The sequence below is a fragment of the Aquabacterium sp. genome, assembly GCF_041915145.1.
Lineage (GTDB): Bacteria > Pseudomonadota > Gammaproteobacteria > Burkholderiales > Burkholderiaceae_C > Aquabacterium.
Genome location: NZ_JAYSBZ010000029.1, coordinates 23,115 through 37,679, shown reverse-complemented (window position 1 = coordinate 37,679; position 14,565 = coordinate 23,115). Strand labels below are relative to the sequence as shown.

Annotated in this window: 14 protein-coding genes; 12 read left to right on the top strand and 2 right to left on the bottom strand. The window is 65.3% G+C overall.

Annotation, left to right across the window (positions count from 1 at the left end; translation table 11 throughout):
- The first annotated feature begins 153 nt into the window (after positions 1-153).
- The 6 genes from ACE3SS_RS07520 to ACE3SS_RS07495 all read left to right on the top strand — a co-directional run bounded on the left by ACE3SS_RS07520 (position 154) and on the right by ACE3SS_RS07495 (position 4,012).
- Complete coding sequence (locus ACE3SS_RS07520; RefSeq protein ID WP_374592553.1) at positions 154-1,188, top strand: CDP-6-deoxy-delta-3,4-glucoseen reductase; 1,035 nt, start codon at positions 154-156, stop codon at positions 1,186-1,188.
- Between the two features lie 141 nt (positions 1,189-1,329).
- Positions 1,330-1,641, top strand: a complete 312-nt coding sequence (locus tag ACE3SS_RS07515; protein ID WP_374592552.1) for a YqjD family protein — start codon at positions 1,330-1,332, stop codon at positions 1,639-1,641.
- Complete coding sequence (locus ACE3SS_RS07510) at positions 1,641-2,048, top strand: phage holin family protein (protein ID WP_374592551.1); 408 nt, start codon at positions 1,641-1,643, stop codon at positions 2,046-2,048. The genes ACE3SS_RS07515 and ACE3SS_RS07510 overlap by 1 nt, the downstream gene beginning before the upstream one ends.
- Positions 2,049-2,050: 2 nt before the next feature.
- Positions 2,051-2,434, top strand: a complete 384-nt coding sequence (locus ACE3SS_RS07505; protein ID WP_374592554.1) for a YqjK family protein — start codon at positions 2,051-2,053, stop codon at positions 2,432-2,434.
- A gap of 82 nt (positions 2,435-2,516) precedes the next feature.
- Complete coding sequence (locus tag ACE3SS_RS07500) at positions 2,517-3,380, top strand: NAD-dependent deacetylase (RefSeq protein ID WP_374592550.1); 864 nt, start codon at positions 2,517-2,519, stop codon at positions 3,378-3,380.
- A 92-nt stretch (positions 3,381-3,472) separates the two neighbouring features.
- On the top strand, positions 3,473-4,012 hold the full coding sequence (locus tag ACE3SS_RS07495) for a hypothetical protein (protein ID WP_374592549.1): 540 nt from the start codon (positions 3,473-3,475) through the stop codon (positions 4,010-4,012).
- A 47-nt stretch (positions 4,013-4,059) separates the two neighbouring features.
- On the opposite strand, the gene ACE3SS_RS07490 is transcribed toward ACE3SS_RS07495, so the two are convergent.
- On the bottom strand, positions 4,060-4,932 hold the full coding sequence (locus tag ACE3SS_RS07490; RefSeq protein ID WP_374592548.1) for a D-hexose-6-phosphate mutarotase: 873 nt from the start codon (positions 4,930-4,932) through the stop codon (positions 4,060-4,062).
- Positions 4,933-4,986: 54 nt separating this feature from the next.
- Complete coding sequence (locus ACE3SS_RS07485) at positions 4,987-6,558, bottom strand: Do family serine endopeptidase (protein ID WP_374592547.1); 1,572 nt, start codon at positions 6,556-6,558, stop codon at positions 4,987-4,989.
- 299 nt (positions 6,559-6,857) lie between these two features.
- Between ACE3SS_RS07485 and ACE3SS_RS07480 the strand changes: the two genes are divergently transcribed.
- From ACE3SS_RS07480 to ACE3SS_RS07455, 6 genes are all read left to right on the top strand, one after another.
- Positions 6,858-7,334 carry a type IV pilin protein gene (locus ACE3SS_RS07480; protein ID WP_374592546.1) on the top strand — a complete coding sequence of 159 codons (477 nt, stop codon included), beginning with the start codon at positions 6,858-6,860 and terminating at the stop codon, positions 7,332-7,334.
- A gap of 11 nt (positions 7,335-7,345) precedes the next feature.
- Entirely contained in the window at positions 7,346-7,948 is a 603-nt protein-coding gene (locus tag ACE3SS_RS07475) for a GspH/FimT family pseudopilin (protein WP_374592545.1), read from the top strand.
- A 15-nt stretch (positions 7,949-7,963) separates the two neighbouring features.
- On the top strand, positions 7,964-8,443 hold the full coding sequence (locus tag ACE3SS_RS07470; RefSeq protein ID WP_374592544.1) for a pilus assembly protein PilV: 480 nt from the start codon (positions 7,964-7,966) through the stop codon (positions 8,441-8,443).
- 1 nt (position 8,444) lies between these two features.
- Positions 8,445-9,608, top strand: a complete 1,164-nt coding sequence (locus ACE3SS_RS07465; RefSeq protein WP_374592543.1) for a PilW family protein — start codon at positions 8,445-8,447, stop codon at positions 9,606-9,608.
- Positions 9,596-10,267 carry a hypothetical protein gene (locus ACE3SS_RS07460; protein ID WP_374592542.1) on the top strand — a complete coding sequence of 224 codons (672 nt, stop codon included), beginning with the start codon at positions 9,596-9,598 and terminating at the stop codon, positions 10,265-10,267. The genes ACE3SS_RS07465 and ACE3SS_RS07460 overlap by 13 nt, the downstream gene beginning before the upstream one ends.
- Positions 10,268-10,329: 62 nt before the next feature.
- Positions 10,330-14,553 carry a pilus assembly protein gene (locus ACE3SS_RS07455; RefSeq protein WP_374592541.1) on the top strand — a complete coding sequence of 1,408 codons (4,224 nt, stop codon included), beginning with the start codon at positions 10,330-10,332 and terminating at the stop codon, positions 14,551-14,553.
- Positions 14,554-14,565 lie beyond the last annotated feature (12 nt).

Below are 14,565 nucleotides of genomic sequence, written 5' to 3'. Positions count from 1 at the left end.
GCCCGACATCGCCGCAGCCCACGATCAACAGGCGAGGGCGGCGGAAGGCGGCGGGGCGAGACGGGCTGGGGTAGAGCATGGCGAAGTCGGAAACGGTTGGCGCGGGCGGCAGACGGCACAATGATGTGCCCACGAGAACCCGAGGATACCCAGATGACTTTCCATGTGACCGTGCAGCCCAGCGGACGTGCGTTCGATGTGCCGACTGATGAAACCATCCTGAGCGCCGCGATGCGGCAGGGCGTCGGGTTGCCCTATGGCTGCAAGGACGGCGCCTGCGGCTCGTGCAAATGCAAGATGACCGAGGGGCGCGTGGCCCATGGCGAGCACCAGGACAAGGCCCTGAGCGCCGACGAAGAGGCGGCCGGCTTCATCCTGACCTGCTGCGCCAAGCCGCAGACCGACGTGGTGATCGAGGCGCGCACGGTGGTGGGGGCGGGCGAGTTCCCCATCCTCAAGATCCCCAGCCGCGTCTCGGCCCTGACCAAGGTGGCGCCCGACGTGGTGGTGCTCAAGTTGCAGCTGCCGGCCAACAACACCTTCGGCTACCGCGCCGGGCAATACGTCGAATTCATCCTGCGCGACAACAGCCGCCGCAGCTATTCGATGGCCTCCGCGCCGCAAGCCGTCAACAGCGAAATCGAGCTGCACATCCGCCACATGCCGGGCGGCAAGTTCACCGATCACGTGTTCGGCGCGCTGAAAGAAAAAGACATCCTGCGCGTCGAGGGGCCGTTCGGCACCTTCTTCCTGCGTGAAGACAGCGACAAGCCCATCGTGCTGCTGGCCTCGGGCACCGGCTTCGCGCCGATCAAGGCGATCATCGAGCAGCTGCGCGCCAAGGGCATCAACCGCCCGGCGGTGCTTTACTGGGGCGCTCGCGTCAAGGCCGATCTGTACCTGCACGACTGGGCTGAGCAAGCGGCCGCCGAGATGCCCAACCTGCGCTATGTGCCGGTGCTGTCCGACGCCACGCCCGCCGACAACTGGAGCGGCCGCGCCGGCTTCGTCCACCAGGCCGTGATGGCCGACCTGCCCGACCTCAGCGGCCACGAGGTCTACGCCTGCGGGGCGCCGATCATGGTCGATTCGGCGCGACGCGATTTCACGGCGCGCTGCGGTCTGCCGGCCGACGCCTTCTTTGCCGACTCGTTCACCAGCGAGGCCGACAAGAACAAGTCGCCCTGAGCCTCTGGGCATCGCGAAGGCCAAGGCCCCGACCCCTGCCTGGGGCGGGGCTTTTGTTTTTGATGTGAGTCATTTTTCACGGCCGCAAATGGGGTAGTCTGAATCCGCTATCGATCTCAAACCCAACAAATGGAGCCCAGCATGACCGATCTCACCACCATCCCCAAAGAGCGCCTCATGGCCGATCTCAAGCGCGTCGTGGCCGATGCCGAGCATCTGCTGCAGGCCACGGCGGGGCAGGCGAGCGCCGACGTGGCTGATCTGCGCAGCAAGATCCAGGGCACGCTGGCGCAAGCCAAGGCCAACTTGGCCGACGCCCAGCACGTCGTGGTCGACAAGGCCAAGGAAGTGGGCCGCGCCACCGACGATTTCGTGCACGAGAACCCCTGGAAGTCCATCGGCGTGGCCGCCGGCGTGGGTTTGGTGATCGGGTTGCTGATCGGGCGTCGCTGATGCCGAACGGCGCTTCGCCCGACTCCGGCAACGCTGGTGGGAGCGGCGGGCTATATGGCTCGCTGCTGCAGTTGCTCGCCACCTTGCTGGCCCTGCTGCACAACCGGATCGAGCTGTTCTCGGTCGAGCTTGAAGAAGAGAAGATCCGCGTGCTTCGGGTGCTGGCCTGGGGCGCGGCGGCCTTCTTGTTGCTGGGTATGGGCATGGCGTCGCTGGCGGCCTTGATTGCGGTGGCGCTGTGGGCCGAGCACCGGGTGCTGGCGCTCGGGCTCATCACGCTGATGTTCGTGGCAGCCGGCGTGGCGGCGCTGCGCGTGGCGGCACGCTGGGTGAGCGCGCCGTCGGGTCTGTTTGCGGCCAGCCTGGCCGAATTGCGGCGCGACCGCGATGAATTGACGGGCTCTTGAGCATGTCGCCGCGCGAAGTCGAGTTGGCGCTGAAAAAACAGCGGCTCCAGTTCCAGAGCGCCGCGTTGCGAGCGCGGCTGGGGCAGCAAGCTCACACCTTGCAGGCGCCCTTCGCGGCGGTCGATCGCGTGCGCGCCGGCTACGGCTGGCTGCGTGATCGGCCATACATCTGGGTGGGCGCGGCCGTGGCGCTGGCCGTGATGCGCCCGCGCGCGGCGTGGCGCTGGCTCAAGCGCGGTTTCATCTGGTGGCAAGGCGCCCAGCGCTTGCGTGGCTGGGTGGAACGCGCGGCGCCGCTGTATCTGGCCGCGCAGCAACCGTCGGACGATGGCCGCCCGGCACCGATTTCGGTTCAAGCCCTGATCGCGCAGTTCACGCGGTTGTAACGGCCGGCGGAGCGGCTTGGCGAGGGTATTGCAGTGCAGCACGATCGCATGTTTGAATGCGTTTGTGAGCGCGCAAACCGTCATGGCGACCCGTTCGCCGTCCGCCACTCCCGATCTGTTGCACCGGGTGGCGCAGCTTGTTGCCGAAGCCGATGCGCTGGTGGTGTCGGCGGGGGCTGGCATGGGGGTGGACTCCGGCTTGCCTGACTTCCGCGGCCGCGAAGGCTTCTGGCGCGCCTACCCCGCGTTGGCGCATGCGCGGCTCGACTTTGCCGAAGTCGCCAGCCCCGACGCCTTTCGGCGCGACCCGCGTCTGGCTTGGGGCTTCTATGGACACCGCCTGCAGTTGTATCGCGCCACACAGCCGCATGACGGATTCGCCGTCTTGGCGAATTGGGTTCGGCGCCTGGGATGCGGTGGGTTTGTCTTCACCAGCAACGTCGATGGTCAGTTTCAGCGCGCGGGGTTCGAGCCTGAGCGGCTCTACGAATGCCACGGCTCCATCCATTGGCTGCAATGCTTGCGCCCCTGCTCGGGCGCCGTCTGGTCGGCTGACGACTTGCACCCCGAGGTGGACGAGCGCACCTGCAGCTGGCTGGGCGAGTTGCCCAGTTGCCCACATTGCGGTGGCCTGGCGCGCCCCAACATCCTGATGTTCGACGACTGGGGCTGGCAGGGCGAGCGCTACGACCAGCAGGCCCAGATGCTCGGCGCGTGGCTGGGGCAGGCCCGGCGCGCGCTGGTGATCGAGATCGGGGCGGGCTTGCATGTGCCGTCGGTGCGGCACTTCAGCGAGTCGTTGTGCGAGCGTCTGGGGGCGCGGCTGGTGCGTATCAACCCGCGTGATGCACAAGTGCCGAAAGGGCAGATCGGCCTGGCACTGGGTGCGGCCGAGGCGCTGGGTGCGGTGGACGCCCTGCTGGCGCAGCGGCCGTTGCGTTCCTGACGGATCTTTACTTCGTGAATTGCGTCACGACTTGAACTCGTGCGCGCCGCCCGCATCTGACCCGGTTCATGGGTCAGAGAGCCGGAGGTGATATGCACATGTCTCGATACTGGATCACGGGTTGCATGGCCTTGGTGCTGCTGGCTGCGGGGCAGTCTGTCAGCCGAGCCGAGCCCGAGGAGGCTCGCCGGGGCTGGATCACCCGCTCCAGCCGCTTCTCGGTGGAAGAAACCATCGATCGAATCGAAAAAGCCGCGCAAGAGCGGGGCATTGCCGTGTTCGCCAAGGTCGGCGGCCCGGACGGCGCGTCGGCCGAGCCATCGCGCGCCGAGGGCGGACGACACCCGTCAGCGGATGCCGCCGTGGCGGGCGGGCACGACGAGCCCGCGGCGGCCCACACGGTGCTGGTGCTCGCGGCCGACGACGTGGGCACGCCGGTGCTGCAGCCGGCGAATTCGGCGCGCATCGAACTGCCTTTGCAGATTCGTGTCGAGCGCGGCCCGGATGGCGGAACGCTGGTCGCCGTGAACGACTCGGTCTACCTGGCCGAGCAGGGCGGCGCGCCGCCCGATGTGCTGAGCAATGTGGCGGGCTTGCCGGGCTTGATCGACTCGGCGTTGGGGCGCGGTTGAGCAAGACACCCCGCTGAAAGCCTGCGGGGCCTCGTGGAACGCTTCGTTTACAGCGCCAGCAAACTCTGCCGCCCGGCCCATTCTTCGCCGGGGGGCAGGTCGATCGGGTGGGTGATGCGCGCGGCCTCGACGCAGAGCATCTCGCGCCAGCCCTCGGGGGGCATGTCGGGCATCGCCGAGCATTTCTCGGGGCCAGGGTTCCAGACCACCACGTCGTCGAAGCCTTGTGATTCGAGCGCCACGCGCCGCCCCTGATCGCGCAGCAGCAGGGTTTGCGTGGCGCGCATGTAGATGCGATCGACTTCGCCATGCACCTGCAAGGTCTGGTTGAAGTCGAGGTGCTCTTCGCCGCTCGTGCTGTCGATGTAGCGCAGGCCGCTCAGCCCTTCGAGGCGCACCAGGTTCACATCGGCCACGCGCAGATAAGTGTGCAGCGCAGCGGTGAAGTGCAGCGGGGCCTGGTCCGTGTTGATCACGGCCAGTTCGATGTCGAGCCGAGGCCCGCTGATGCTCACGGTGAGTTCGGCTTCAAAGGCATGCGGCCAGTGAGCCTTCGTGGCGTCGTCGTCCACCAGGCGCAGCACGGCCACGGCATGGTCGGTGCCGACGCGCGATTCGGCCACTTCCCAGTGGCGGGTGCGCGCCAAGCCGTGGCGCGGCAGCGGGCCGCGCTTCTCGAACTGCGGAAAGATCACCGGCACGCCGCCGCGCACCGCCTGGCCCTCGGCGTAGATCGCGCGTTCGGACAGGTACAGCTGTTCGTCACCAGGCTGTCGATCAGGGCCGGCCGGGCGCCACGAGACGAGGTGGGCGCCATGCAGCAGGACCACGGCTTGCGCGCCGTCGGGCGACTGCAACTGCAGCGCGGGTTGCCCGTTGAAGGTGATCGTTGCGGGGGCGGAGGAGGTCGTGGAGCTCATGAGGGTCGGCAAGCTGAAGGCTGAATGGCCGACAGCTTACGCGACCCTCGGGCATCAGCCCAGATTCACCGGCACGAAGATCTGCTCATTGCCGCGCTGGATGAGCAGCGCCACGCTCTTGGGCTTCTTGTCGAGCACCGCGCGGATCTTGTCGATGCCGTCCACCGGGCGGCCGTTGATGGCCACCACCACGTCGCCCGGTTGCAGCCCGGCCCGCGCGGCCGCCCCGCTCACGCGCTGGATCACCAGGCCGTGATCGAGTTCGGTGGCCTGGCGTTCGTTGGGGTTGAGCGGGCGCAGCGCCAGACCCAGCTGACCCTGGCCGGGCGCCTCGCTGGCCGAGGCTTGGCTGGTGGCATCGTGAGCGCTGCCGAGCTTGACGGTGAGCTCGCGCTCGCCACGCTCGCGCCACACCTTGAGCGTCACCTTTTCGCCCGGGGTGGCCATGCCCACGCGGCTCGACAGATCGCCCGCGCGCTCGATCGGTTGGCCGTTGATGGCCAGCACCACGTCGCCCGATTGCAAACCGCCTTGAGCCGCCGGGCTGCCCGGCACCACGGCGGCCACCAGCGCGCCATCGGGTTTGCTCAGACCGAACGACTCGGCCAGGCCCTGGTTGATGTCCTGGATCTGCACGCCCAGCCGCGCATGGTTGGCGTGGCCGTTGGTCACGATCTGGTCTTTCACCTTCAAGGCCACGTCGATCGGGATCGCGAACGACAAGCCTTGGTAGCCGCCGGTGCGCGAGTAGATCTGCGCGTTCACGCCCATCACCGCGCCGCCGGCGTCGAACAGCGGGCCGCCCGAGTTGCCGGGGTTCACGGCTGCATCGGTCTGGATGAACGGCACGTAGTTGTCGCCCGGCAGCGAGCGGCCCTTGGCGCTGACGATGCCTTGCGTGGCCGACTGCTCGAAGCCGAACGGCGCGCCGATGGCCAGCACGTAGTCGCCCACTTGCAGCGAGCGCGGGTCGCCCAGCTTCACGGTGGGCAGGCCCTTGGCGTCGATGCGCAGCACGGCGATGTCGGTGTCGGCATCCGCGCCGAGCACCTGGGCCTTGAACTCGCGACGGTCGCTGAGCTTGACGGTCACCTCCTTGGCGTCACGCACCACGTGGGCGTTGGTCAGGATCAGACCATCCGGCGTGAGGATGAAACCCGATCCTTGCCCGCGGAAGGGCACGTTCTGGCTGGGCATGCGTGCCCCAAAGCCCGGCAAGCCGCGGAAGAAGCGGAAGAACGGGTCGTTCGGGTTCATCTGCATGCCTTGTGAGGCGTCGGCCTCGTCATCGTCGCCGTCTTGGCCGCCGCTTACCTTGTGCGTGCCGGCCACGGTGACGCCCACGACGGCAGGCCCGTAGGCTTGAGCAATGGCTCGGTAGTTGGGCGTTTGGCCCGGCTGCCAAGTGGGGCCTGCAGCGGAAGGCGTCGTGGCCGGTGCGACGGCCGGCGCGGCGGTGGGGGCGACGGCGACCGTCGAACCCGCACCGCCGGCCCCCGAAGAATTCGCGGCGGCGCCCTCGTTCTTGCCAAACCAGCTCGACGGGCTCCAGGCGCCCGCCGTGCCCACGATCGCGATGCCCGCGCCCAGCAGGGCGGCAGACAGAGTTTTCAGATGGGTTCGCATAGCAGCTCCATTGCGGTTGTTGAATGGGCTGCAGATTAGGTGGCGATGGTTAAGCGGGCGTTAGCGGCGGGTTAGGGCAAGGTTAACCGGCGCGAAAGCCCGTTGCAGCGACCGGAACGCGCCGCTTATCGACCGATGACGAAACCGCTCATCGCCGTACAACCACCGCTTGTCTGCCTGCAAGCCGGTTCGTCGAACAGGGTTGCATTTGTGCCAATTTTTCACGCGACTGCGAAGGGGGCGATTCCTAGAATGAATCGCATCAAGCAGTCCATTCGTCTGCCTTAAGGATTCAAGACATGATCGTCTCTCACCTACTCTCGGGTCGCCATCGTGAACGCGGCTTCACGCTCATCGAGTTGATGGTCGTGGTGGCGATCGTCGGCATTCTGAGCGCGGTTGCCTACCCCGCCTACACCGACTACATCCGTCGCGGTCGTCTGCCCGAGGCATTCACGCTGCTGGCTGATTACCGCGCCAAGATGGAGCAGTACTACCAGGACAACAAGAACTACGGCTCGACCGGCGGAACGGTCTGCGCCACGGATTCAACCGCCAGCAAATGGAACGCCTTTGTTGGTGGCGACTACTTCGACATGGCCTGCGTCACCAGCAATTCGGGGCAGAACTTCCTGCTCACCGCCACGGGCAAGGCCGGGAGCGTGACGGCGGGGTACGCCTACACGATCGACCAGGACGGCGCCAAGAAGACGACGACGTTCAAGGGTGTCGCGGTGACGGCAAGTTGCTGGCTTTCCAAGACATCGACCTGCTGACAGGGCACGCCATGAAGCCGCATCGCATTCGAGGATTTTCGATGATCGAGCTGGTGGTGGCGCTCGCCATCATCGGCATCCTGACCGCGGCGATCATGCCCAGCATTGCCGACTGGATGCGCAATGCTCGCGTGAGATCGGCGGCCGATGCGCTCCTGAGCGGCATTCAGGCCGCGCGCGCGGAGGCGGTCAAGCGCAATCGCCCGGTCACGTTCTGGCTGGTTTCGCTCGCCGACAACAAGACGATGGACAACAGCTGCACCTTGTCGTCCACCAGCGCCTCCTGGGTGGTCAGCATCAACTCTCCAGACTCGCTGTGCGGCACGGCGCCGTCCGCCACAAACAATCCGATGATCGTGCAGACCCACCCCGCCGGCGAAGGCTCTGATGGCGTGACCATCGTGTCCAAGACGGGAGACGACACGCAAACGGCCGATCACGTGACCTTCAATGGCTTCGGCCAGGCGCTGGACGTTACCGGCATCGGCAAGGTCGACATCAGCGCGCCCAACGCGACGCGCAGCCTGCGCCTGGTGGTGTCGACCAGCGGCAGCGTGGGGATGTGCGACCCGCATGTCACCGACGCGACCGACCCGCGTCATTGCCCGAACTGATGTGAGGCAACAACCATGTTGATTCCCCGTTCATCGCGACAAGTCCGGCAGTTGGCTGCGTCGCGTCGTGGCCGCATCGGCGGCTTCATGTTGATTGAAGTGCTGGTCAGCGTGCTGATCTTCTCGGTGGGCGTTCTCGCCGTCGTCGGCCTGCAAGCCACGATGTCGCGTGCTCAGGCCGCCTCGAAAGACCGTGCCGACGCGGCCAGCCTGGCCAACGAAGTGATCGGCCTGATGTGGTCGGACACCGGCGCCATCAATAGCCTGGCCGCGATCAATTCATACAGCGGATCGGCTTGCGCGGCGTATGCGCGCTGTGCCGACTGGGCCAACAAGGTAGCCGCCAACTTGCCCAAGGGGGCGTCCAACATCACCGTGACGCTCGTGACCGGTGAGACCAGTGTGTTCGATGTCAACGTGACCATCACCTGGGCCTTGCCCGATGGCGGCACGCACACCTACACGACGCAAACCACCGTTTCAATGAACAGCTGATATGCGACCGAACCTCAACATTTCGGCGCGACACGTATCGCGCACCGCGCGGCCCGAAGAGCCGAAGCGCAACCCGCGTCAGCGTGGCTTCACGCTGATCGAGTTGATGGTGGGCATCGTGCTCGGCATGGTGACCGTCGCCATCATTGCGCAGGTGTTCGCGGTGTCGGAGTCGAAGAAGCGCTCCACCACCACGGGGGCCGACGCCCAGATCAACGGAACGCTGGCCTTGTACGCCATACAGCGCGAAGCGCAGATGGCGGGCTATGGCTTCGCGGACTATCCGGCCAGCATCGGTTGCAACGTCCGCTACAAATACTCGACCAACGGTGACTCCACCTTCCCGCTGGTGCCGGTGATCATTGACGCCGGCGTGAATGGCTCGAACGTGCTGACCTTGATGCGCAGCGGCAAGAGCACCTACTCCCTTCCGGTCGAGATCAAGAGCAACCACGCCCAAAGTGACCTCCACTACTCCGTGCAGTCCACCCTGGGCGTGTCGCAGGGCGATCTGATGGTGATCGTTCCGGGTGGCGAGGATGCCAAGGTGGGCGTGACCGATTGCAGCGTGGTGCAGGTCAAGGACGGCACGGGATCCGAGGTGCTCACGGCCACGAACATTCCGGTGACCGCCGGCAGCGGTGGCTTGTGGAACCAGCAGTCCATCCTGCCGGCCCTGGGCTACAAGGCCGGGGCCTACATGCTCAACATGGGCGGGCTGGCCTTTTCGCAGTACTCGGTGAACGCCGCCACCAACTCCTTGCAGCAAAGCGTGATGACCGCCGGAACGGGCGGCTGGACGGCCCCGCAGGATCTTTATCAGCAGGTCGTCGTGTTCAAGGCGATGTATGGCAAGGCCGCCACCACGAGCGCTCCGGTTTCGATCTACGACAACGTAGAGCCGACCACGCCGGTGGGCTGGTCGCTGGTGCGCTCCGTTCGCATCATGGTGGTGGCGCGCAGCAGCCAGTATGAGAAGGACGAGGTGACCCTGAAACCCCTGCTGTGGGATGTGGGCAAGACCGATACGGTGGCCGGCACGGTCGCTTGCGGCAGCAGCAAGTGCATCGAGGTGCCCGTGGACTTCCTGCCTGACTGGAAGCACTACCGCTACAAGATCTACGACACCGTCGTGCCGCTGCGCAACATCTTGTGGAACTCCTGAGCGAGGCAGCCATGAGCACATCTCAAAAATCTTTTTCCAGCCGAGGCGTCTCGCTGATCTTCGCGTTGTTGACGCTGATGGCGCTGTCGCTGGCGGCTCTGGCGTTGGTGCGTTCGGTGGACACCGGCGCGCTGGTGCTGGGCAACCTGGGCTTCAAGCAAGAGACCACGGCGAACGGCGATCTGGCCACGCGTCAGGCCATCACCTACCTGAACAGCCTGGGCGATCTCACGAACAACATCGGCAACAAGGGCTACTTCGCATCGTCGAACGATGCGGTCGACGTGACGGGGCAGCAGCAGCCGAAGAACCTGACCCGCGCCTTGATCAACTGGGACCAGGACGGCTGCGCCTATGCGCCTGCGGGCAGCTTCGGGACTTGCGACCTCGTGCCCTCCGACGAGATCCAGATCAACGACGCAACGAAGGCGCGCTACGTGATCTTCCGGCTGTGTCCGCTTGCCGGGCCGAGCGGCGCCGGCAATGTCTGCGTGACGCCGCCTACCCGTAATTCCGGCATGAGCGGTGGCTTCGACAGCCAAAACTACGGCAGGCTACAGCTGCCGGGCTTAGGCGCAGGTGCCTATTTCCGCATCGTCGTGCGCGTGGTGGGCGCCCGCAACACCACCAGTTTTGTCGAGACGGTCGTCTACCGTTGATTGAACCAGGCTCCGAACGCGCCCGGCCCGCCAGTGCCGGTCAGGCTTAAAGGAAGTACGTCATGAAAAAAGCTCAGGCTTCTGTCTCCACCGCGGCACCGCGTATCGCCACGCTGTCCTTGCTGATCGGCGCGATGTTCGCGAGCCCGGGCGTGCATGCTCAGGCCACCGATATCTCCAACACGCCGCTGGCCAACACGTCGGACATTGCCGCCAAGCCCAACATGATGCTGGTGCTGGACGATTCGGGCTCGATGGCCTGGTCGTTCATGCCCGACGATCTGGGGCAGACCAGCCAGGGCCAGACCGCGTCGGACTCCACGGCCCTGAACCGCTACGGCGGCTTGTCCGCGCAGTGCAACGGCGTGGCCTACAACCCCAACTTCAACTACAGCGGCAACCTGCCCTTGCAGGCTGACGGCACGCCATACCCGCACCAGAACTTCTCGGCCGCCATGGACGATGGCTTCCAGATGAATCTGACGGGCACCACCCGGTCTAGCACCACGTCGGTGACCATGGGCACGGGCGACTTGACGTTCAAGCTGTCGGGCACGCCCTACTCGACTACCGTGGGCTCGACCATCGGCATCGTCAGCACGAGCGACGTGACCCGCTGGATGATCGGCACCATCAAGAGCTGGAACTCCACGACCTTGACTCTCGTCGTGACGGTGTCGAAGGTGGTGGGCAGTGGCACCTATGCGTCGTGGAGGGTGGGCAACCCCATCTCGGCCAACCTCAACAACGCCGTCTACTACAGATACACCGGCACGCAGCCGGCGCTGTCGTGGACCTTCAGCCCGACCACCTTGTGGCACGTGGTCAACACCTTCTCCAATGAGTGCCTGAGCACGATCGGCAACTCGCCGGGCTCCAGCGTGTTCACGCCGGTCACGGTGACCGCGTCGTCGGCCGAGGCTCAGAACTACGCCGACTGGTACGCCTATTACCGCAAGCGTTTCTTGATGATGCGCTCGGTGACGGGGCAGGCGTTCAACGGCTTGACGACCAAATACCGGGTCGGCTTCACCACCATCAGCAACACGGGCGTGAGCTCGTCCAGCTCAACCTTCCTCGACGTCAAGGATTTCGACGCGACTCAGAAGGCAACCTTCTATCGCAAGGTGTATGCCGCTGACGTGGGCGGCTCCACGCCTTTGCGGGGCGCGCTGTCGAAGGTCGGCCGCTACTACGCCAAGAAGGTGCAGGGCCAGACCTATGACCCGATGCAATACGCCTGCCAGCGCAACTACACGCTGATGTCGACCGACGGCTACTGGAACACCGGCAGCGAAACGTCCACCTACACCGGGCTGCAACTCGACGGCACCACGATGGTCGGCCAGCAAGACGGCTCCGAGACTCCGCCACGGTGGGATGGCCAGAAGGCCAAGGTCACCACGACCACGCCCTACAGCACGGTGATCCACCAGCAGGCGGTCTACAACCGAAGCTACACCTATAGCGTGACGGGTGCGACCTACAAGACCTGGACGACGTCGGGCTGCTCGGGAGGCAAGAAGAAGCTCATCACCTACTCGGGCGTGAAGGGTACCGAGGTCGACGCGGCCTCAGTGACGGACTCCGAAGACGTGTCGGGTACCACCACGCAAACCGTGGTGACGCTGAACGGCGTGGTGCAGTCGACCACCTACAGCACGCCCTCGTCGAGCGGCTCGCCCAGCGTAACCGGCAGCAGCGTGGGCTCGCAAAGCTTCAGCAGCTTCTCGATGACGTCGAGCACGGGTTCGACCACGGGTAGCTGCACCAGCTCGTTCACGTCGGATTCGGTTTCCGGCGGCACCAAGACGCTCGCGTCGACATCAGATGGCTCCAAGACCCGCACCGTGCTGTCGCAAAGCCCGGTGGCCGCGACAGGGGCCTCGACGGTGGCGTCGTCGGGCTACGTGGGGGGTGAAGGCAATACGCTGGCCGATATCGCCGAGTACTACTACGTGACTGACTTGCGTGCGCCGGAGTTGGGCAATTGCGTGGGGGCGTTGGGTACCGATGTGTGCAACGACGAGGTGCCTCCCGGTGGCGGAGATAACGATGTCAACTCGAAGCAGCACATGACCACCTTCACGATGGGCTTGGGTGTGGGCGGCATCCTGACCTACGACCGCAACTACCTCACGCAAACCTCGGGCGACTACTTCAACCTCAGGCAGGGCACCATCAGCTGGCCGATTCCGTCGATGTCTGGTGGCGGTGACCCGACCAACGTGGACGACCTCTGGCACGCCGCCGTCAATGGCCGTGGCCAATACTTCGCCACCACCGACCCCACGTCGCTGGCCGATGCCATCAACACCGTGCTGACCTCGGTGACCAAGGCGACGGGTTCGTCAGCCGCGGCCTCGACGACCTCGCTGATGCCGGTTCAGGGCCAAAACAACCTGGTGTTCGTGGCCACCTACACCACGCTGGAGTGGACGGGCGATCTGAAGGCCTTGACACTGCATGCGGATACGGGTGCGATCGATTCCACTCCAGTGTGGTCCGTGCAGGGCAAGGTTGACGCCGTGACGCCGTCAACCCGAGCTGTCTACTACCTGCAGCCCGGCGGCGTGACCACCAACCCCCGAGCCTTCACGGCGGCCAATCTGAGTGCGGACGGCTACGCGTCCTACTTCACCGGCATGTGCTCGAAGGCGACGATCCCGGACCAGTGCGCGAGCCTGACGTCGACCCAGAAGGCCAAGGCCAACGACATGACCAACCTGGTCAACTACCTGCGCGGTGATCGTACCTACGAGAACTACACCGACACCTCGGTGAGCCCTGCGCAGACGTTGCCGATCTACCGGGCACGCACGCACTTGCTGGGCGACATCATCGACGCCTCGCCGGCCTACGTGGGCAAGCCGCCGCTGTCGTATACCGACAATGGCTACGCCGATTTCGTGACGGCGCAAAGCTCGCGCAAGCCGATGGTCTACGTGGCGGCCAACGACGGCATGCTGCACGCGTTCTCGGCCGATGGCTCGGATGCCGGCTCGGAGCTCTGGGCCTACGTGCCCTCGTTCGTGATGCAGAACATGTATCTGCTGGCCGACACCAACTACGCGAACAACCACCACTACTTCGTGGACGGCTCGCCGGTGGTTGGTGACATCTACGTCGGCGGCGCCTGGAAGACCATCCTGGTCGGCGGCCTCAACTCGGGTGGACGCGGCTACTACTGCCTGGATATCACCAACCCGACCAGCCCCAAGACCTTGTGGGAGTTCACCGACACCAACATGGGCCTGACCTATGGCAACCCGGTGATCACCAAGCGCAAGGACGGCACGTGGGTCGTGGCCTTCACCTCGGGCTACAACAACACCAGTGGCGACGGCAACGGCCACCTCTATGTGGTGAATGCCAACACGGGGGTGCTGCTCAAGAACATCCCGACCTACACCTCGGGCGCGCTCCCGGCGGGCACCAGCTCGGCGCCGAACAACCTGGGCAAGCTGGACATGTGGACCGATGACGCCAAGAACAACACGGCGGCGCGCTACTACGCCGGCGACATGCTGGGCAACCTGTGGCGCTTCGACATCGACGGCGTGGTGTCGCCCAACAATGCGGCCTTGCTGCTGGCCAACTTCTCGGCGGGCGGGACGCCTCAGCCGATCACGACCATGCCGGTGCCGGCGATGGTGACCTCTAGCTCGACAAACTATCCAATCGTGGTCGTGGGGACGGGGCGCTATCTCGGCCTGACCGACATCGCCGACAAAACGACTGAAACGATCTATGCCATCAAAGATACGCTGACCGGATCCGGTTGGGGCGGGGTGCGCAGTCGCTCGGATCTGGTCACGCAGACCATGACCGAGACGACGCTGACGAGCGGAGCCAATATCGGTGCCAAGGTTCGCATGGTGACCGCCAACACGGTCGACTGGTCGACCAAGATCGGCTGGAAGTTGGATCTGTTGTCTGCCGGCGAACGCATCGTGGTGGACTTCGGTCAGCAGTTCTCGACGCTGACCATGGTGTCGACGATCCCGGGGGTGGACGAATGCCGTCCGTCGGGCGGTACCTCGTGGCTCTACAACCTGAACCTGTCCAACGGTTCGGCACTGAGCACGGCGGCAGATGGGGCTGCGGGGACCTTCCTGGGCAACTCGATCGCCGTGGGTATCACCGTGATCGAATTGCCGAACGGCAGCGTGAGTGCCATCACGCAGCTGAACAATGGCGACATCAACGTCTCGGGCGTCAGCAATAACGGGGCGGCCGCCCTCAAGCCGGCCACGCGCACCTCGTGGCGCGAGTTGGCCAACTGACCTGCTTCGGCA